Here is a 21,159-nt window from a genome sequence, read left to right as displayed (position 1 = left end):
TTACTGTATGCAAGAATATGTCCGCTAAGCCTTTAGGCAAACCCCGCCCCCTATGGCAAGTAATTTTCTTATCTGTAGCCACGTTAATGCTCTACTATGGCTGGTACAAGTGGATTATTCAGGAAGAATTACGACGCTACAACGGCTATGGGTGGTCGGGAACGCTGTGTTTAGCACCATTTGTTTTAGGAGTAGCCATTCCCCAAGCACTGCGTATATTTGACCCTGATGTTCCAGGGTGGTTTGGTTGGTTTTCTTTGCTGGGCGTGGCGTGGATTTACATTGTCCAGGTCAAGCTCTACAAAACTGTAAATCAACTTTACCGCGACGCAGGGATGAAAGAGCCGCTGGTAGTTTGGTGGATATTTGTACCTGGGTTGAATTTGATAGTTGGATTGAGACAAATTCACTTTTTAAGTGAGTTTTGGGCAAGAGAGCAGGGGGTTACAGTTAAAGATCCCGTTGCTAAAAATTTAGCTTTTCTATCAGGGAATGCTTAACAAAGCTGGCGTCTGAATCATTGGAAGGCTTGCTCTTCCTAGCTCTTAGCTTCTCCAGAGCTAAGAGCTAAGTTAACTCTTCCCCTTTAGCCTGGGGTATGCGGCTTGTATTGTAATGATGTTATCAACTTTACACCAGCTTTATTCAATAAATACTTCTTTGGGGAGAGGCAAATATCGCATAATTTATAAGATTGCAAAAAAATATTTTTCTCCTAATCCCTATAAATAGCAGTAGTAAAGTTACAAAGTTTGATGCGCTAGTTTGTGCAAAGATTCAGTAAAGCTACTAGCAGTTAATTAACAGATTAAATAGACTGTTTATAACTTATGTGTTAACTAAAGGAATAAATATGGCTGTAAAGATTTTTTCAAAAATAGCATTCGCGATCGCAGGTTTAGCATTGAGCTTAACAGCATTGGATAATCAAGGAGCGATCGCCGCCACTCTGACTTATACTTTCGGCGGTTCTAGCAGGTTGAGTTTTGATGACGCGACGGTAACGGGAGCGGAGACCGAGTATATTCCTTTGTTAGATTTGAATTTTGACTATCGGGGGGTGACATTTACAGAATCTGACTTTCAGCCATACAATAGTGCCGCAGTTTTGTTTAGCTATGGTAATTTTGTGGGATTAAGCGGGAACGTTAACGGTGTAGATCCGACGTGTTTTGCAGAGTATCTTAGCTATGGAATGCCAGCGGAGGCGGCGCGGGGGTATTGTCAGATTTACGCGAGTTTTCAGAATTATCGCAATCCTAATAGCAGCGGCCCTTTAGTGGAGTATAGGAGTGAGTTATTCACCCTTCAAGAGAGGAGTTATGGAGTGAGTACTAACATAAATTATCAACGGGTTGTGGCAGCCACTCCCGTTCCGGAACCTAGTTCGCTCTTAGGATTGGGAGTCTTAGGATTTGCGGGGTTGTTGACGAAAAAGATAGCATCCTAAGTCCCTAGCTTACCCGCTTTTAGCAATAAATTCGCGCTTAAGGAACTTTAAAACCGAGTGGTTGTTGGAGATTCACTTAAATCCAACTCTTGGCAAAAGATAAATTCCTATAAGCGCGATCGCACTAACATTTGGCTAGCATAAATGCCCTCATCAGCTATTTGCTAGGCGTTTCTAGAAGTTTAATAACGTTATCGGGAACACTCATTAGTATTTGTTTGAGTCCTGGTTCTTCAACGCGCTTGACTGCTTGTTTAACGCTCACCCACTGTCGCTGTCTAATTTTGGCTTCCGGCCAATCTTCCAAGACTTTTTCCACCTGCATCAAGAACACCTGAACTTCCCAAGTTCTCCCCAACTTTTGATACTCGTAAGTGCCCATTAAGGTAGGCGCAACAATACCTACTATACCCGCCTCTTCCCACGCTTCCTTTGCTGCCGAGTCTTGCGGAGTCATAAAAGGCTCGATCGTTCCTTTTGGAATAACCCAGCGTTTCCCTGCCGAAGAAGTAATCAGCAATAATTGGATTTTTCCGTCTTTGATTCGATACGGAATTACTGCGGATTGTTTAAAGAACATAGCTGGTTTGGGAACCATACGCAGAAATCTTTTTAGTAGTTTTTTTACCGTATTGCCCCCTAAATTTAATAACTATTGCAGCGGGCGTAGCCTAGCATAAATAAACTTAATTTTTAAAAATTATAAATAGCGATCGCTCATCTAACCGTCGATGCCTTATTAATTTAAAAACTAAACCTCATATATTCTGGAAACTATAAAAGTAGGGTGGGCATTGCCCACCTTACATAAGGCTAACTCTAGCCGTTATACGGCGATAAGCTAAGCACTTTCGCTAAAGCTACGCACCAAAAAAGCCCACTTATCCGCAATTTCTTCAATAATTTTAGCAGTCGGCTTTCCAGCACCGTGTCCCGCTTTAGTATCAATTCTGATCAAAACAGGATTCTCACCCGCGTGCGCCTCTTGCAAAGCTGCGGCAAACTTGAAACTATGTGCAGGAACCACGCGGTCATCATGGTCAGCAGTAGTAATCATCGTAGCTGGATAAGATGTTCCAGGCTTAAGATTGTGCAGCGGCGAATAAGCATAAAGCGCTTTAAACTCATCCGGATTCTCAGGAGAACCATAATCAGAACACCACGCCCAGCCAATCGTAAACTTATGGAAGCGCAGCATATCCAGCACCCCCACAGCAGGCACAGCAACGGCAAATAAATCTGGGCGTTGAGTCATGCAAGCACCCACCAACAATCCCCCATTACTACCCCCGCCGATAGCAAGTTTTGCTGGTGATGTGTACTTGTTAGCAATCAGCCACTCAGCCGCCGCAATGAAATCATCAAAAACATTTTGCTTATTAACCTTAGTTCCAGCTTGATGCCACTCTTCACCATATTCGCCGCCGCCGCGCAGATTGGGAACAGCATAAACGCCGCCCATCTCCATCCACACGACATTACTAACAGAAAAACTAGGTGTCAGCGAGACATTAAACCCGCCATATCCATATAGATAAGTGGGGTTACTTCCATCCATGTTCAGACCCTTTTTATGGGTAATAAACATGGGCACTTGCGTGCCATCTTTGCTGGTATAAAATATCTGCTTTGTCTCATACTCGTCTGGGTTGAAATCAACCTTCGGCTGACGGTAAGTTGTACTTTTGCCGCTTATCATGTCATAGCGGTAAATAGTCGCTGGTGTAGTAAAACCTGTGAAGCTGTAAAAGGTTTCCGTATCGTAACGCTTACCACCAAATCCACCAGCAGAACCAATGCCAGGTAATTCGATTTCCCGCACAAACGCGCCATCTAAGTTAAATATTTTAATCTGAGTGCGGGCATCTTTCAGATAATCAGCAACAAACTGATTGTTCAGCAAACCGACACTTTCCAGGACTTCATCGGCTTGGGGAATAATTTCTTTCCAATTGTCACGAGATGGATTGCTAATATTAATAGCAATCACACGACCGCGTGGGGCATCTAAATCAGTTTGAAACCAGAAAACTGAGCCATCAGTATCTATAAAACTATAGCTAGCTTCAAACTCGCTAATTAGTTCTACTACTTCGGCAGATGGAGCTGTTAAATCTTTGTAGAAAACGAGGTTTTTGGGGTCAGTTCCCAGCCAAACGGAAATAATTAGATATTTGCCATCTTCTGTAACACCAGCACTAAATCCCCATTCTTTCTGATCGGGTCGATGATAGATGAGGATATCTTCAGATTGTGGCGTACCAAAGCGATGGTAGTATAGCTTCTGAAAATAATTAACGTCTTCTAATTTTGTTTTTTCGTTAGGTTCGTCATAGCGACTGTAGAAAAAACCTTTATTGTCCTTAGTCCAAGATGCGCCAGAGAATTTAATCCACTTCAGATGATCTGCGAGATCTTCTGCTGTTTCAACATCGCGGATTTTCCACTCTTGCCAATCAGAACCGGAAGTTGATAAACCATATGCCATTAAGTTTCCATCGTCACTAATGGCTATACCGGAAAGCGCAACTGTGCCATCTTCTGATAGCTTGTTGGGGTCCAGCAGCACTCTTGGTTCAGCATCAAGAGACGTTAAAGTATAAAGTACGCTTTGATTTTGCAATCCATCATTTTTATAGTAAAAATATCGGTTGCCTTCTTTAAAAGGAATACCGTATTTTTCGTAATCCCATAATTGTGTGAGGCGCTGCTTAATTTTTTCTCGTTCTGGGATTTCGTTTAGGTAAGCAAATGTTACTTGATTTTGAGCTTCAACCCAAGCTTTAGTTTCCTCTGAGTCGGGGTCTTCTAACCAACGATAGGAATCCTGAACTTTGGTTCCATGATACTCGTCAATTTGGTCAACTTTGCGGCTGGCCGGGTATGGCGGGAGAGGCTTTGACATGGTGCAATATTGTAGGCAACATTGTCTAGTTTAGCTCCAGATTTGGTTGGAAAGGCCGCGATCGCCTGTGGTATTATCCTAAAAATACGCTTGCTCGTTAAGGGTGTTTTTTAAATTAACTAATTCCCATCACACCAGGGGTTTAAAGGTAGGCGAATTGTAGTAGTGGTTCCTTTGCCAACGGCAGAATTAACGCTAATTACACCGCCAATTTCACTCAAAGCAGTGCGAATATAGCTCCCTTCTAAAGTACGACACGTACCAAAAAATTCATCCATCTTTAGACGGGATTTTATACTAAAACCCGGGAAGAATAGAAACTCAAAGGCATCGCTAGGGGACATAACTTTTGCCTCATCTGGGCTAACCAGTCCGTCTCTGATAGCGCTGGCTTTTATACGTTGTGGATCGATTCCGCGTCCGTCATCGGAGATGGAGATTACAACTTGGTTGCCTTGATGAAAAGCTTGTATATCGATCCGACCTGCAACCGACTTTCCAGCCGCTATGCGCTCCTGTGGTTTTTCAATTGCGTGAATAGTTTTGTCGAGTATTGCGGTTAGCGGGTCGTAGAGGTGTTCCAGAATCAATTTATCAATTAACGTTTCTTTGCCTGCAACGTGCAGTTCCACTTGCTTGCCATGCCGAAGGGAAATTTCGCGCACGGCACGTTGCAGGCGATCGCTTGTCTTGGAAAATGACACCATTCGCGCTTGCTTCAGACTATCTTGCAGACCGTTGGCGACTTTGTGCAGGCTTTCAGTCCTTGCATCGGTTTTATCGGCGATGTTCTTGATATCAAGCGCCGCCTCCTGCACCTGTGCCATAAGCTGGGTCATCGTCTGGTACAGGGAAGGTATGGGGGTGTTAATTTTTTCGGGAGGAGTTGGTAGCGATCGCTCAGACAGTTCCTGCACCTGCGCCGTCACATAACTTAGTTGCTGCACGCGATCGAGCAAGTTATCCAGGAATTGCTTCAGTAGTTGACCATCCTGTTTCAAGGTGTTGCCCTCGTTCGCCAATTCTCCAACCAATTTGCCTATGTTGTCGAGAGGCTTAATTGGCACTCGCATTGTCGGTGTCGGTTCAACTGGTTGTCGATAACTGCATGCACGATTTACCGATGCTATCGGCTTGTCTGCTTCCTCTAGCAGTTTTTCCAAGTCGCCAAATTCATCCTCAACAGCGTTGGCGACTCTAGCTGGTTTTTCCGTAACGCTTCGCGGCTCTAGCTGTTTTTCAAATTCTGTCAATATTTGTGTAAATTCATCTTCAACAGCGTCATTTGCCACTGCTGCTGCGTTGAAGAGGGCTTCTAGTTCGAGGAGTTCGGGGTCAAATTGGCTGCTGGGTGCTTCTGGCGGCTGAGGATGCGACATAGTAGCGATCGCGGTATATTTTGTCAAGTTTATCCTTTGATAACCGCAAATTGCCAGCAGCACAAATTCCCTTATTAGGAAGAAGGGAATTAAAGAAAAAAGAGGCGATCGCGCCTCTTCTTTCTCATAGAAATTTAAGTAAGGTGGGCGCTGCCCACCCTACTTAGCAGTTAATTAGGCGTTGGTACTAGCGGTAAGCAATACCTCCCCTCTCATCATCCGCTGGGCAGCATCGAGTAGCGCTTCTTCCAGATAAGGCTTCGTGAAATAACCGCTAGCCCCCAGTTGAGCCGCCATTTGCCGATGTCGGTCAGCGCCGCGAGAAGTCAACATTGCTACGGGCAGATGGTTGAGACTCTCCTCTTTCTGAATCCGAGACAGCAGCTCCAGACCGTCCATTCTGGGCATTTCAATATCACAGAAGACGATTTGGCAAGGCAGACCCGACCGCAGCTTATCCCAAGCTTCCTGACCGTCACGCGCCTGTTCCACTCGATAACCAGCCTTGTTAAAAGTCAACGAGAGCAGTTCGCGCACCGTGATCGAGTCATCCACTATTAGAACCATCGGATCTTGTTTAACAGCAGCTACTTCTGGAACAACAGGAACAGAGTCCTTCCACATACCGCTGTCAGCTCGCGTCCGACCCAGAGAGATGTCAATCAGCTCCAATACGTCGGCAATTGGCATGATCCGACCATCCCCCAGAACCGTCGCGCCAGCCACCCCCACAGGCTTGGGCACTGGGCCTTCCAGTTGCTTGATCACGATTTCCTGCTCGCCTATAACCTGATCGATCTCTATGGCGATGAAGCTACCAGCGCTACGCAGTACGACGATGGAAATCATGTCATCTTCCCGTTGTCCGCCGTAGACACCGCCCCGGCCGATCTGACGATTGTATGTCAGCAGTTGCCCCAGGGGCTGGAAGGGCAGTAGCGAGTCGCGCCAGGGAATACAGGTTTGTCCTTCAGCATTGGTTTGAATGCGATCGTTGGGGACATCCATCATATCTTCCACACCATCCATCGGGAAGGCAATGCGGGCTTTGTTGCTCAGGCAGCAAAGTGCTTTGCAAATACTGAGGGTGAGGGGCAGACGAATAGTAAAGGTGGTGCCTTTGCCTATAGTAGAGTCAGTTATAATCGTGCCCCTGATCTCAGTGAGGCTGGTACGCACCACATCCATACCGACTCCTCGACCCGAAAAGTCGTCAGCCTTATCTTTGGTACTAAAACCGGGGTGGAATAGGAGGTCGTACACGTCTAAGCGAGACATGGTTTTAGCCTCAGCAGCGCCGATCAGACCCTTTTCTATGGCCTTGGCTTTCACCCGTTCTGGATCGATTCCTGCTCCATCATCCGATACAGAAATAACTGTTTGGTTGCCTTGGTGGAAAGCGCGGATGGTAATTCGACCGATGGGCGACTTGCCAGCTCGTTGCCGCACATCTGGTGGTTCTATGCCGTGTGTAATGGCGTTGTTAACCAGATGGGTCATCGGATCGTAAAGGTGATCTTGGAGTACCTTGTCGAGTAAGGTTTCCCGGCCTTCAATGTATAGTTCGGCTTCTTTACCACATTTGAGGGATATTTCGCGCACTGCACGAGGCAAGCGGTCTGCGGTATTAGCAAAAGGCACCATTCGGGCGCGAGTAAGACCTTCTTGCAGTTGGGTCGTTATCTGCCGAAGCATGCGGGCGACTTGATCTGTTTCATCGACGAGGAACTCAATGTCACTGGCCGATTCCCGCACCCGGACAATTAGCTCGATCATTTCTTGCGAGAGCAAGTGGAAGCCTGTGAACTTGTCCATTTCTAGAGCATCGAAGGCCATCCCCGTCGCGTGAGTGTCAGCTTGGCCTCCGCCGCTGCTGCTAGCGTTGGTACGCCCTCGTTCATCGGGTCGGGAGGAGCGATAGCTCTGACGGCTGGCTAGGAGGGAGCTTTCTAGGAGCGATCGCTCGTAGAGATCCTGCATTCGCGCACCCACATCGCTAAGTTGCTGCACTTGATGCAGCAAGTTATCCAGAAATTGGCGCAAGCGTTCCTGATCCTGCTCCAGGCTATTGCGGTTCACCACCAGTTCCCCCACCAAGTTGCTGAGGTTATCTAGGTGCTTCACCGGAACCTTCATCATCTGCTCATAACCGCCTTTCCAACCAGGACGACGAACGTTAGGGCGAGCCAGTTTGTTTGATGCCACCGTCGGCGGCCCCCCCATGTTCTCGTCTGCCAAGAGCAACAGTTTCTCCAGATCGCCAAATTCATCTTCTACTGGCTGAGCTTGCGATCGCCCTTGACGTGAGGCTCCCACTGTTTCTTTTTCTCTTCCCTTTCGTCCGACCGTTTCTAGGGAGTCCTCACCCAGTAAAGCTTCTAGTTCATCAAACTCATCCCCTGGAATTCTAAGTTCCTCAGCAGTAGCGTCAGCCTTCTCACCCAGTAACGCCTCCAATTCGTCAAATTCATCCCCTCCATCCATTGCTAAAGCAGGGGACGAATCATCTTCTCCCAGAAACGCCTCTAATTCGTCAAATTCATCTCTTAGAGCGATCGCAGGTTCAGAGCTTTCATCCAAGAAGGCTTCCAGCTCCCCAAACCCATCGTCAGGGGCGAATGCAGCAGCCAAACTCCGATCGTCTTCCTCAGCCGTTTCTAAAGACCAATCATCTGCGCCAGCGGATTGTTCATCCTCTGTTAACCAATTCGTACCATTAATATCCGCCCAACCAGCACTCGACTCTGCTATGTCCTCGTCTTCTAGTGTTAATAGCGAATCTGTATCGTCCAACTCGTTTTGGGCAACATTCCACTCCTCTGAAGACGAGTCCCACATTGAGGAGGCATCGAAGTCCAGGCTTGAGTTTTCTAACTCTGAGTCTGTATCGAATAGCGCCTCTAGATTTGTGACTGCCGACTGTGGTATTTCCTCGCTTTCGATTGTTAACAGCGATTCTGCATCATCTTGTGCGAGATTCCACTCATCTTCAAATGAAGCACCTAAATCAAGGCTTTCGTTATCTTCTGCTGATGGTGTAACGTTCCACTCATCTTCAAATGAAGCACCTAAATCTAGACTTTCGTTGTCTGGCGTTAATGAATTACCAAATAGCGCGTCTATATTTTGATTTGCCGACTCTGCTACTTCCTCATCTTCTAGAGTTAACAGCGATTGTGCATCATCGTTTTGTGTGAGATTCCACTCATCTCCAAATGAAGCACCTAAATCAAGGCTTTCGTTGTCTTGTGCTGATGGTGTAACGTTCCACTCATCTTCAAATGAAGCACCTATATCTAGACTTTCGCTGTCTGGCGCTAATGAATTACCAAATAGCGCGTCTATATTTTGATTTGCCGACTCTGCTACCTCCTCATCTTCTAGAGTTAAGAGTGATTCTGAATTATCGGAGTTTTGTATCAGATCCCATTCATTTGAAGTATCCAAATCCAGACTTTCGTTGTCTTCTGCTGAGGGTGTAACGTTCCACTCATCTTCAAAGGATGCATCTAAGTTAAGACTTTCGTTGTCTCGTTCTGATGAGTTACCGAATAACGCATCTATATTTGTACTTGCATCTGCTGCTTCCTCGTCTTCTAGCGTTAATAGCGGTTCTGCATTGTCGTTTTGTGTCAGATTCCATTCATGTGAATTATCTAAATCCAGAATAGAGTTTTCTGACTCTGGCTGTGTACCCAATAGCCCATCTAGATCTGAATCGGCTGCATTGTTTGGTGCTTCCCAAGGCGATCGCGCCTCTGTTGGTTCCTCTATACCCCACAATGTTTCGCCATCTGGGATACCAAACAGACCTGACATATTCTCTGTGTCTTCTTCGTCTGTCTGTAGTCCCCCATCGTCTAGGACATCAAAGGTAGGCTCGTACAGGTCGAAGCTTGTACTGCTATCGATATCAAAATGGTTTGTTACTTCTGGGTGTGGCTCAAATACATTGTCCAATCCTTCCAAATCCAGATCTTCTTGCTGGTCTTCGAGAAAATCCAAGTTCAGAGGTTGTGCATCTTGGCCAGCTTCGTCGAGTGCAGCATCTGGCTCGCTCCTCAACCAATTGCTGTTATCTTCTTCTGACTCTACAACAGTAGGCTCGAAAGCGAACAACTCGCCCTCGAAAGCTTCTGTTTCTGGTTCAGAGTATGTCTCACTAAACCATCCCCCCATATCCTCATCACTTTCCATACCTAAAGGCAGGTTAATTGTATGGGAATTGGTAAGCGTACCTATCTCATCAAAGTTAAGTTCCAAAGCTGTGGCATCTTCAGAATCATCAATTCTAAAGGATGAAGGCGCAATTAATTCTTCTGAGCTATTCTCAATTTCATCCGTGTCTGCGAACCCAGCCAACAAGCTGTTATCCAGTTCCTGCTGTTCTCGCTCTGAGATTTCTGCCCAATTGAAGTCTAGTGCGGCACTGGCATCCCGCTCTGATTCTGCCTCTATATCTGAATTAAGTATGAAATCGTATTCAGCATGTGGTAATTCTTCATCCATACTCAATCCTTCATAGTCTCCGCCTATAGCGGGGCTTGCCATAAAGTCGCTAAAGTCATCTCCGACATCGCCTGTTTCTAGTTCGTCATCAAAGAAATTGCTAGCTTCTAGCGAGCCTGCAAAATCTTCATCAGCTACCCTCGGAAGATTGGGCATAGAATATTGGGTATTTAATTCTCCTCTAGACATTCCTACATCCATAGCTTTGGATGTAGGAATGTCTGCTTCTCTTGCAAAGTTGTTAGGTGTTGACTCTTCCGAACTAGGCTCTTCAAGAAAGTCATCACCAAACAAACTCATTAGATCGTCCTTGGGAGACACAGCAGCCGCTGCGGATGCCGAAGTGTCATCTAAGTCACCTAGTAGGTCAGAAAAATCGCTTATGCGGTCTAAATCTTCGGTTTGGTGTGAAGCTATCCCGCTGCGATCGCTGCTAGAGGGGCTAATAATTACTTCTTCTTGCCAAGTTTCATCCAACTCGGGCGCTTCTCCTTCAAACAGGTCAGCCAAACTGTTGAGTTCTGCCATACCAACTTCTGGCCCGTTGGGGTCTGCTGTTGCTCTGCCTACAGATGGTTCTATACGTTTTTTGCGGTTGCTAGCACCCGCATCTGTTGGCTGAACGTTAAAGGCTGAAGGCTGAATTATTGTTTCTACTTCGCTGTTATTGCCGCGATAGTTGCTGTCGGTTTCCTCTTGGATAAATGTTTCTTTGATACTGCGGTTTGTAGCTATTGATTGGCTGGCGGCAACAGGGGTGCGCTCCAAACCTGCCGCGCCCTTGCTGCTTCCTGCCTCAACTGATTTTGTATTGCTGCGGGTAGTAGATTTACCGTTCGCCGAATTGGAGGAATTGTATTTTAAATTATTAACTTGTTCGCTTATCTCAACTGCTGTTTTTCCCTTTCCATAGGCTGCGGTTTCAACCTTGGCATTCTCGTAGGGCAGGAGTGCTTTCAATTGAGCAGTTGCTTCCACTTCGTCTATTCGGCCTGCCACCACCAGTTCTTGGGCTTGTTTGATTTCTTTAATAACTACCGAGGCGAGGGTACGATAGGAGTTTGTAGGCGACGCGATCGCTCTACCTGCTGTATCTAGCAGGTACGCCCAAGCCCTTAAGTCTGAGGTTTCGCCCAGTTGCTTTAGCGTGCCACATATGTGCTGAAGCTGTTGCCGAGATGCTGGTTGTTCAGCTTGCTTAAACAGCTGCAACATCTCCCTAAGCGAAGTAAGTACGTCCCTTTGAAACGTCGCTGGCACGCCTTTTCTATCTTTGCTTGAGCCAGAATGGGCTGAGGAATGCGTTGCAGGTTGTCTTTCTTGACTCGCAGCAGCATCGGCTCCCTTGAGCAGGAAAGCCATGTGATTGTTGAGTTCATCAAACACTGGCTCTACGCCCGACATGATACCGCTAGCACTTTCATCACTAAGGCCAAATGGTGTGGCAGTGAGGCGTTCCAAAAGCTCTTTCAGGGCATCAGAAGTCCGCAGGAATAGCGATTCCAGCTTTTTGTCAATTTTTACCGGAGACTCTTTGAGGATTTTAAAACTATCTTCTAAGCGGTGCGCTATTTTTTGTATGCTATTTATTCCCAGCATTGCCGCGCCGCCTTTGACTGAGTGGGCGGCGCGGAATACTTCATTCACCCTTTCAGGATCTTCAAGGGTGCTTTGCAAATGCACTAAACCCTGTTCAATAGTATTGAGGTGGTCTTTAGCCTCCTCAATGAAGTAGCCCATGATTCGCTGTTGTTGTTCCGGCTGCATGGCAGTGTCCCTCAAAGAATTTTGAGCGAATAGATCCTTTAATCATCAGATGATACGTCGCCATCATAGCGATCGCTCTTGCGTGCTATCCTCACGCTTGTAATGCGTCGTAACTATTTAACCTAATGCAACGAGCGAGGCCAGCTATACTAATGCGAGCTTTGGTTTCCCCCAATAGCCTCCACAACTTTCATCCTCGCCCTCGCTCGTTTTTTAGCATAGATTGCTTTTAATGTACCCAATCTACGCCGAATCGACATCAAAACTGTCAGAGGCGTCACAACTAAATTGATAAAAGGCAAAAGTCAAAATCAACTGACAGCAACAATAAAAGCAATACTCGTTTTAAGGTTTAATTACTTTTTTTTGTTGTTTAGCCTTTTTAACTTTTACTTTTGCCTTATTTACCCTCCGTTGCTTCTACTCGGAAGCGCTCCACAGATGTCAACAAGTCGCGTGCAACACCGACCAGGCTTTGCAGCGCTCCTGACACCCGCTGTGCTTCCTGCGATGTCTCTTGTGCGGTCAATTCGACAGATTGCATCACCGCAGCTACTGCCTTTGAGGTTTCTGTCTGTTCTACAGTGTCTGCGGTAATAGAACGCACCAAGGCATCGATGTGATTGGACACTTGAATGATGTCTTCGAGCGAGCGCTTGGCTTGTTCTGCCCGTTTAGTCCCTTCAATTACCTGCTGGGTTCCTTCCTCCATCGCCATCATCACGGCTCCGGTCTCGCTCTGTATTTGCAGCACGATAATCTCAATTTCCTTCAAGGCTTTCGCTGACCTGTCGGCTAACTGACGAACCTCATCCGCTACTATCGCGAACCCGCGACCCGCTTCTCCTGCTCTCGCTGCCTCAATACTAGCGTTGAGTGCTAGTAAATTGGTGCGCGAGGCAATTCCGGCAATCAACGCTACAATTTTGGAAATTTCCTGGGAAGCTTCTGCTAACCTCTTGACTTTTCGGGTTGTTTCTGCAACGGTTTCTCTAATTTGCAAAATACCGCCGACAGTTCTTTCGACAGCCTCGCCGCCCTTAATAGCAGTCGTCGAGGATAACTGAGCCACTTTCTCGGCCTCTCGCGCATTATCGGCAACGCGACCAATTAGATCGGTCATCACCTGCACCGAGTTGAGGGTGACAGCCAGTTCCTCCGCCTGCCGCAAAGCATCTGAAGACAAGCCGCGAGCAAACATTTCGCTTTCAGCAGAACCCTTTGTTACCTTACGCGCCGCCTCTTTCACCTGCTGCACAATTTCCCGCAGGTTCTGAATTGTCAGGTTAAACGAATCCGCGACGGCTCCCAAAACGTCGGCTGTGACTTCTGCCTGAACGGTTAAGTCTCCCCGTGCCGCACCCTCCACATCATCTAGGAGTCGAATCACTTGGCGTTGCAGGTCTTCCTTAGCCTGCTCTTGCTCTTCGGCCTTGCGTTGAGCCTCGCCCATAGTCGTCATCATCACCCGCGCCATCTGGTTGAAGCCAGCTGCTAAACGCCCAAATTCATCCTCAGAATAAACGGTAGCTTGGGCGGAGAGATTACCTTGCGAGACTGCCTCGAACTGGTTTTGCAAATCTTCACTAGCACGCTTTATCTGACGAGTAGTAACTTGACCTAAAAACAGGCTTGTGCCAAACCCGGCGAATCCTGCTGCCAGACTCATTACCCACCCAGTATTGCGAAGATGGGAAATTGTAACAGCTTGGCCTTCTTTCGGAGCTGTACTTGCTGCCAAGAAGCTAATTGCTGCCACGCATATTGCAGATACAACCCCCGTAGCAGCCGCAGTAATCAAGGGTTTTTTAGGCAGAGGAGTATTTTCAAAGGGTGCTAGCCAGCCTTGCTCAACCGTTACCGCCGGATCGAGGTTGCCGACCGACTGTTGCGTAAAGGTTGGTACTTGTTCAGGTGCGCCGCCGATATTATTCAGGTCAGATGTTCCTGTAATGCTGAATATATCTTCATCGCCACCCAGAGTGCTTCGAGAGCCGCGCCCTGAACTTTCCATGCCGTTGCGATCGCGGCTGGCTAATCTCCCAGATATCGGCCCCGTGCTGCTAGAGAAACCCGAGTCAGACCCATTACTACCAGACGACGGCAAGCCATTGTCCCGATCCGACATATCAAAATCTGGGATCGAGCCAAGATCGTCAAATTCATCGAATTCATCCAAGAAGTCCATTCGAGAACTACTTGAATACCCAGAACCAAGCGAGTTCATCTCGTCAGCATCAAGAGAAGCTGCCGAGTTTATCCCCAAGGAATCTTCTTCTCCAAAGGCTGAGTCAAATGCGTCAAAGTCGAAGTGTTCTGGGGGGTTAAATCCATTCTGGCCAGAGGGAGCAAACAAAGTTTCATTATCCTGACCGTAAATATTCGCAGCAAAAGGTTCTGTGTCGTCAGAAGAACCCCCTCTGGACTTTATAAAGTCGTCCGAGCCGCTTGTAAACGTGTTTTCAAGCTCTCCTGACCTCATTAACAATGTTTCGTCCTCAAAGGCATGAGGTGGAGAACTTACGTTAGGTAAATTAATTGTTTCTTGGTAATTTTGGTTAGCTAAAGGGTCATAAAGCGTCTGCTCTTCTGATGAATGGTGTCCAGAATCTGCAAACAAGTTAGATTCAGAACTAAAAACTTCTGGATCGTCAATGCTTTCGTCTAGATATGTTTGCGAACCTAAGGGGAATAAGTCAGGCGTATCGGTTTCCTCAACCTGTTGCCAATCATGGTCTGAGGACGATTCAGTAAAAGCAAAGGGATTTGCACTGCCCTCGTTATGTCCTAACCCATAATCTATCTCTTCCCCGGAGGCCAGTCCGTTTGTAAAGGGATCTGATGATGCCAATTCCCCATGCTGGAAATCGGGATATTCAGCATCCAAGCTGGCATAGTCAAAATCACTCGCCACTTGAAAGTTGGGGTCTTCTAATTCCTGCCAGCTCTCAACAGCATCCCCGGCTCCGAGGTAATTGTCGTCATTGTCTTGATAATCAATATTCGGGTCTTCTAAAGCTGCTCCCCCATCGGCTACTTGTACCGAAGCGAGGCATTGATTGACGTATTCCAGGCCATTGTTCGCATAATCAATAAAATCGGGAGAGGCATTCAGTCCCAGCACCGATTCGTACTGTTCCCGTGCGATATCGTACTGTCCTAAGCCGCAGTAGATATGGCCTCGAAGTAAAAGGGCACTCGCTTCATCGGGGAAGTGTTCGACCAACTTGTCAATAAAGACAGCAGCCTGTTCGTAGTTGCCCTGTATGTAGGCTTTTTCAGCCTGTTGATATTCTTGGCCGTAATCAGTACCTGATCCCATTTGCCTCCTCCCTGGAGAGTTTTGAGTGTTTAGCTTCGGCATGAGGTTTGAGAAAAATTTTAATTAACTCAACGACTAACAAATAAAAACCAATAGATTGACAACTAAATATCCCCCTTAGTTTTGAGTTAAATCATACTTTTTTGTTTTTTCCAATTCAAAACTCTGTAAGGGCGGGTTATGGTTGCCTAGTAGCAGAAAATCATGGTGAATAGCCAGGGGAGGATTCATAAATTTTGTTAGCGTATACTTCACCCATACACTCAAAACTATTTTTTCATGCTGCCCATCGGGCTGAACGAAGAATTGCTACTTGGTCTAACAGGCGGAGATACTGATTCGTCCCTTCGTCTATCACCCACTCACCTCGGAGGAAGGCGGCCATGCTGTCCGGCACGTTCGCTGACATTTGCAAATCATCAAGATCTAGCCAGTCCATGCCATAAATACGCTCAACAGCCAAACCTAACATTGTTGTGTCTTGGTCTTCGACGGCAATGACGGGTATTTCTGGTCTATCCGTATTTAATACAGCCCCATCACCCAGAAATTGTCCTAAATCTGCGACCCAAATTACCTGTCCGCGCCAGTTGAGCGTTCCCAAGAGCAAGGGAGAAGCATTGGGAATGGGGGTAATTTGATCTGGCGATCGCGATAGTACTTCGCGAATTCCTGTGGCCGGTAGAGCAAATTCGCTACCAGAAGCCACGAAAAACCGCAGGTGCAGTTCACCTTCAGGACTCTCCAGTTCCTGAAATTCGGGTGCGTGATCCCCAGCGCTGGCGGTTAAAAAGTCTGGATTGCCTACCATAGAGGTTAGATCTTAAACTTTATACTTTGGTCTTTAGATTTTAGACTGTGGAGCTGAATGCTCTAGACAAAAGCTGATTTCTAGCCGAGCCAGACTCGCCTCTGCCTATACGAGGGTATTAGCCTCGTAGCAGCTGTTTGACCGTGCCGATCAGCTCTGTTGGCTGAAAGGGTTTGGCTATATATGCATCAGCACCTTGCTTCATGCCCCAATAGCGGTCAAATTCTTCCCCTTTGGAAGAACACATTACAACTGGCATACTTTGGGTTTTCGGGTCCGCCTTGAGACGCCTGCAAACCTCGTAACCATTCATTCGGGGCATGACTATATCCAACAAAACCAGGTCTGGGCAATGCCCCTGGATTTGTTCTAAAGCTTCGACGCCATCGGTGGCTACTGTAACTGTTAATCCACTTCCTTTGAGAAGGTCTGCGATCATCTCCCGTTGCGATCGCTGATCTTCCACAACCAGAACTGTACTCATAACTCTCTACCTACCTCAAAAGCCAATTCAACATCAATGGTTAGCGATCTAGGTGGCTTTCACCTTTGCTTACTTGTATTGACTCAAGTATCCCATTACATCATTAATCTTTTACTACACCTTGCTCATCTTAGAGCCACCACCCTCTCGCTACTTCTATGAGGGATCTGTGCCTAATCCAGTTGGCTCCTGATTTTCTATTACATTTTTATCTTTTTCTTCTATCTCATCTTCTAACGCATTTGCGCCTGTTCTGACGAGGGGTTTATATGCTGACCTGTCACCAGGCCCTATATATTTTTCCATTAGCATCAATAACTCACTTTCTCCAAAAGGCTTAGTTAGGTAGTCAGTTGACCCTACCATTCGCGCTCTAACCCGGTCAATAAATCCATCTTTACCAGTCAGCATGATGATTGGAGTCTGCCGAAAGGCAGTTGACTTGCGTAGCATCGCACAAATCTCGTATCCATCCAGTTCTGGCATGGCAATATCGCACAATAGCAAGTTAGGTTTCAATTGGAATACGAGACTAAGTGCCGAAAGGGGATTCCTAATCACAGTAACTTGATACCCCTTAGCTTGCAGAATATACTCCACAGCCTTCCCAATCGCTACGTCATCATCAATACAAACAACGTGAGGAACGATTTGGGTTTCCCCCATCCCCAATTCCTGTTTTAGGCTTGGCATATCTGTAGGGGTAGTAGAAACTGCGCTGTGTGAACTTAGAAGTTGCACTGAGCCGCTTTGTACATAAGGATAAATCGCTTTAGCGACCGTTAACACATCGCGATTTAGTATTCTGGCTATCTGACGCAGGGATGTTTTGCCGTCAGCAAAAACGTGGAGAGTATTAAAAACATTTTTGGGCAGGCTAGTTTGTAATTGGGCAGCATCAGCGATCGCCGGACACTGATTGGGTGACTGGATATGTGGATGAAACTGCTTCCACTCCTGCACCTGCTTCATAATCTGAGTCACTAAAGGCCCAATCTCCAAGGTCGTTAGTTGCGGTGCTAAAGCCGGACCAATCTCGAATATAAAAGAACCACTGTGTAGGCTAAGCAAGTCAAACAGAGTTTCATGCACCATGCCTTTGATAATGCTGCGTCCTTGAGCTGGTGTCAAAACCCGATTTTCTAGTAGCGCCCACAGGTAGCCGTATTCAAGCGAATTGGTAGAAGCACTTAATGGAACTTCCAAGCTATCAAGTGCAGCTTTGGCTTTGTAGCGTCGCAAGTAGTCTCCCAGACGTGACAAACTCGCGTCCCCATCAGCAGCATATGCAATTTGGCCGTTGAGGAAGAAGACAAGCCAAAAAGACCCTGTTTGACGACGTTTCGCTTCACGGTTGGAGCCACGCGACCGTCCTAGAGAGCCGTATACTTCAATAGAGCTGTATGTCTCTACGAGCAGTTCGCCCGTTCTCTGACCTAATTCGATCAGTTGCAGGATGCTGCGAATATCAATTTCATTTAAGGTTCCCTGCATGTAATGAAAACGCGCTCCTAAAAACCGTTTAATAAATAAACTAAGGGTTGAGGACAAGCATCGGTGGGAGTGCGCTCGTGCCGCATGAGTTATTATGATTTGAACTCTGGCCTTAAGGCCATGCCATCCGCGCCATCGGCCAATAGCTGTTTTTTGCTTCTGGCCATCGTTTTAGTTGTATTTCCAGACTACACACCTTCTATATAAATTTTTACAGCCGAATCCTGCCTATGCTGCTTTGAGCTTTTAATACCGCTCTCACCTACTTTTTTATTGAGGTTTTATTATGAGAAGGGGTGTTGGCACGAAGTATGTACTCTAATTTAAGCTGTGCCGTCGTGAACTTTTCCGAATGCCGCTACCGTTGAGTATCTGGAGAAGGCTGTTTTGGCAGCTGCGATATTATCTGTGTAACTGGCGCTGGTAGCGCCAATTCTCTACCACTGTTTGCGGGGCAATGCTAAATTGAAAATTAACTAGCCCATTAGCTTGTAAATATTTGCGATCGCAAAGGGTATAACGCTATACGCCGCTGCTCGCGTTTCAACTTAGACATGAGCCGCATGCTAAATCCAGATATAGGTTTAGTTTAATTTAAGACTTGGCGTTGCGGCTAACACTCGCCTGTTTTGTGTAATGGTTCGGGGGCTTGATTCTCTATTTTTAGCCGTAGGCTGCCCTTTTCGGCTCTTTGTTCGACTGAGACTTCCATAACAGGGCCTATCCAGGTTAGTATTACTCTCTTAAGCGAGGAGTGAGTTAATCGCCAAGTGTCCCGTCTGGCTCTGGCGTAGGGTATTTGTAGCGATCGCCCACTCAGAGATCGGCGATCGCGCCTCCCTCGTTGAGCTAACGGTCGGGGAATGTAATTATAGATTTAAGTTGCGTAAGTTTATCTAAAAGGTTGCTATCAATTGTAATGAGTAGTACTTTCGGAGGATCGACTTGGTAGAGACTGCTATAGGTAGTCTGTACAAAATCCGCAAGAGTTGTTTTGCTGATAAAAAATGGTACAGGGTCGCGTACTAAGCAGTCGGTGAGAAGTTGTCTTCCTAAACTTGGTTTAATCAAAGAAACTAAACTATTAGTGGAGGCAACGTTCCAAAATACAAAATCTAACGCACGATTGGGATACGTCACGAACCCTACAAAAAGCAGCAAGTAGGGCATTTACACAACACGCGAACAGCGCTTGCAGGCGCATACGCTTTCATAGATCGCGCATTCGGGCACAAGACACATCAAGAGGACGATCAGTGTGCTGTATCTAGCAGAAGTACAAAAGCAGAAAACTGGAATCATGGGCTTTAAGACTGAGCTTAAACTGCTGGCTTGTCAGCGGACTGACCAGAGTTGGAGCGCCGTCCCTGGTGAAGAAACTATTCCGGCTCCCGAAGAAGCCAATAACATGAATGCTGGGGTTTTGGTGCTAATCGATCTGGGTGGTAATCGACAAGTGCAGCGTCCGCCAACAGAGGCTGGGCGTCAGTTGGTCAGCATCTTACAAAATTTCTCCAAACAGATAGAAAAAACCAAAACTCAGGAAGAAGAAATTGAACAGTGGAAGCAGTCGCTGACGTATCAAAGTCAGGAGCTAAATCGGCGCGAGATGGAATTGGAAGCGCGGCTCGAACAGTTACCCCAAATAGACGAAGACCTGGAACGGCTAGAACAGCAACGTCAGGAAATAGAAAGCGCTAGGGAAGAAGCTGAAAAGCTTCGGGAGGAGTTTGAGCGCAAAACCGCTGAAATGGAGGGTGCGTGGGAACACCTGCGAGGCGAACAGCGCCGATTGGAGGAACGCTCCGCTGAGTATCAGCAGTCAGCTGTATTAGATGACGAGCAAGCGCTTAAGATTCAAGACTTACTAAATCGCCTGTCGGGAGCGATCGCGCCAACAGACGCAGTACAAGAACAACTGAATCAAGCCTTTGAAGTAAGCAACGGGCAGCAGGCTGTACTCATTAACCACTGGCAGCAGTTGGAGCAGCTGAACCAAGCCGCTCAACAGCGCCAAGCCGAAGTTGACCAAAAGATGCAAGATTTGCAAAACCGCAAGCAAGAGTTGCAACAAGTGCAAACATCTCTTGAACAGGCAAAAACTGCTCTAAAAGTTCAGCAAAATGCCCTAGAAATGAAGCAGGAGTCAGCCTCGATGCTTCGTCTACAGCTACAGACACACGAAGAGCTGCACCAGCAACTTTCTCGGATGGCTACAACATCCGCAGATGTGAAAATTGGCCAGCAGGTCGATATTGCGGCACTCGAAAAAATGCCTTTAGGAGAGTTGCAAGGAGTTGTAAACAATCTCCAACAAGATTTAGAGAAAGTAAAACGCTTTGTTAATGACCAGGAAGAAGAGCTGACTTTGCAGAGCGACGACATTGAAGAATTAAAAAATAAGATAAACCAAGCTAGCGAGTACGATCGCTTAGGCCTGGAAAACCAGCTAGCAGAAGAGCAAGATCGCTACCAAATGCTCGATGAAACCCTCGTCGGTCAACGCCGCAGTTTGCGGGAGCGAGAAGAAGTTTTAAATCAACACTCTCGCGTCCTGCGGCGGCGACAAGGAATTGCGGAAAATGATGGGCCAGATAGCCACAAGATTGACTTGGGTCCCGTTTTGACTACCCTAGAGTCGCAAAGACAACAACAAGGGGAACACTTGCAAAAGCTGGAACGCGAGGTTGAGCAGATGCGCTCAAGCATTCAGCAAGCGCAGGACATGATTAATCATCAAGCCAGCGAACACCAGTCGAAGCAAAACGAGCTGCAAAACATGGAGCAAAATTTGCAGAACCTGCGATCGCAAGCAGCCGAACTTTGGGGCAAGGTGAATATCTATCAAGAAATGCTGCAACCAATGCAGGATAAGCTTGATGAAACCAAACAAAGGTTGGAAGCTATGGCGGGTGCTATCAATCAAATTCAAGAAACGGCTAATTATCAACTGCAATCAGTTGCTGAAATGCGGCAAGTTATGATGAATTTGATGAACGGTCAGGCGAACGCAGCGTAATTAAAGTAAAAAGTAAAAG

Annotated in this window: 11 protein-coding genes; 3 read left to right on the top strand and 8 right to left on the bottom strand. The window is 46.7% G+C overall.

Features of this window, described 5'->3' with window-relative positions; all coding sequences use genetic code 11:
- Window positions 1-17: 17 nt before the first annotated feature.
- Both H6F77_RS24385 and H6F77_RS24380 read left to right on the top strand, forming a co-directional pair.
- Window positions 18-500 (top strand): hypothetical protein, encoded by a 483-nt coding sequence (locus tag H6F77_RS24385; RefSeq protein WP_190491495.1) that lies wholly within the window; start codon window positions 18-20, stop codon window positions 498-500.
- Between the two features lie 353 nt (window positions 501-853).
- Window positions 854-1,450: a PEP-CTERM sorting domain-containing protein gene (locus H6F77_RS24380; protein WP_190491494.1), complete on the top strand. Its 597-nt coding sequence runs from the start codon at window positions 854-856 to the stop codon at window positions 1,448-1,450.
- A gap of 157 nt (window positions 1,451-1,607) precedes the next feature.
- On the opposite strand, the gene H6F77_RS24375 is transcribed toward H6F77_RS24380, so the two are convergent.
- The 8 genes from H6F77_RS24375 to H6F77_RS24335 all read right to left on the bottom strand — a co-directional run bounded on the left by H6F77_RS24375 (window position 1,608) and on the right by H6F77_RS24335 (window position 18,121).
- On the bottom strand, window positions 1,608-2,048 hold the full coding sequence (locus H6F77_RS24375; protein WP_190491493.1) for an NUDIX hydrolase: 441 nt from the start codon (window positions 2,046-2,048) through the stop codon (window positions 1,608-1,610).
- Between the two features lie 243 nt (window positions 2,049-2,291).
- Window positions 2,292-4,355 carry a prolyl oligopeptidase family serine peptidase gene (locus H6F77_RS24370; RefSeq protein ID WP_190491492.1) on the bottom strand — a complete coding sequence of 688 codons (2,064 nt, stop codon included), beginning with the start codon at window positions 4,353-4,355 and terminating at the stop codon, window positions 2,292-2,294.
- Between the two features lie 119 nt (window positions 4,356-4,474).
- Window positions 4,475-5,761 carry an ATP-binding protein gene (locus tag H6F77_RS24365; RefSeq protein WP_190491491.1) on the bottom strand — a complete coding sequence of 429 codons (1,287 nt, stop codon included), beginning with the start codon at window positions 5,759-5,761 and terminating at the stop codon, window positions 4,475-4,477.
- Window positions 5,762-5,908: 147 nt separating this feature from the next.
- Window positions 5,909-12,010: a hybrid sensor histidine kinase/response regulator gene (locus tag H6F77_RS27510; RefSeq protein ID WP_199321522.1), complete on the bottom strand. Its 6,102-nt coding sequence runs from the start codon at window positions 12,008-12,010 to the stop codon at window positions 5,909-5,911.
- Window positions 12,011-12,410: 400 nt separating this feature from the next.
- A complete protein-coding gene (locus H6F77_RS24350; protein WP_190491490.1) occupies window positions 12,411-15,332 on the bottom strand; it encodes a methyl-accepting chemotaxis protein in 2,922 nt (973 codons plus the stop codon).
- 277 nt (window positions 15,333-15,609) lie between these two features.
- Window positions 15,610-16,143: a chemotaxis protein CheW gene (locus H6F77_RS24345; RefSeq protein ID WP_190491489.1), complete on the bottom strand. Its 534-nt coding sequence runs from the start codon at window positions 16,141-16,143 to the stop codon at window positions 15,610-15,612.
- Window positions 16,144-16,261: 118 nt separating this feature from the next.
- The gene (locus tag H6F77_RS24340; RefSeq protein ID WP_190491488.1) at window positions 16,262-16,627 is read right to left on the bottom strand and encodes a response regulator transcription factor; all 366 of its coding nucleotides are present in this window, start codon (window positions 16,625-16,627) and stop codon (window positions 16,262-16,264) included.
- 156 nt (window positions 16,628-16,783) lie between these two features.
- Complete coding sequence (locus tag H6F77_RS24335) at window positions 16,784-18,121, bottom strand: response regulator (RefSeq protein ID WP_190491487.1); 1,338 nt, start codon at window positions 18,119-18,121, stop codon at window positions 16,784-16,786.
- Window positions 18,122-19,379: 1,258 nt separating this feature from the next.
- Here H6F77_RS24335 and hmpF point away from each other — a divergent pair.
- Window positions 19,380-21,140: a pilus motility taxis protein HmpF gene (gene hmpF, locus H6F77_RS24330; RefSeq protein WP_190491486.1), complete on the top strand. Its 1,761-nt coding sequence runs from the start codon at window positions 19,380-19,382 to the stop codon at window positions 21,138-21,140.
- The last annotated feature ends 19 nt before the right edge of the window (window positions 21,141-21,159 follow it).

It is taken from the genome of Microcoleus sp. FACHB-831 (genome assembly GCF_014695585.1).
Taxonomy (GTDB): Bacteria; Cyanobacteriota; Cyanobacteriia; order Cyanobacteriales; family FACHB-T130; genus FACHB-831.
This window is presented reverse-complemented; position numbering and strand designations above follow the sequence as displayed.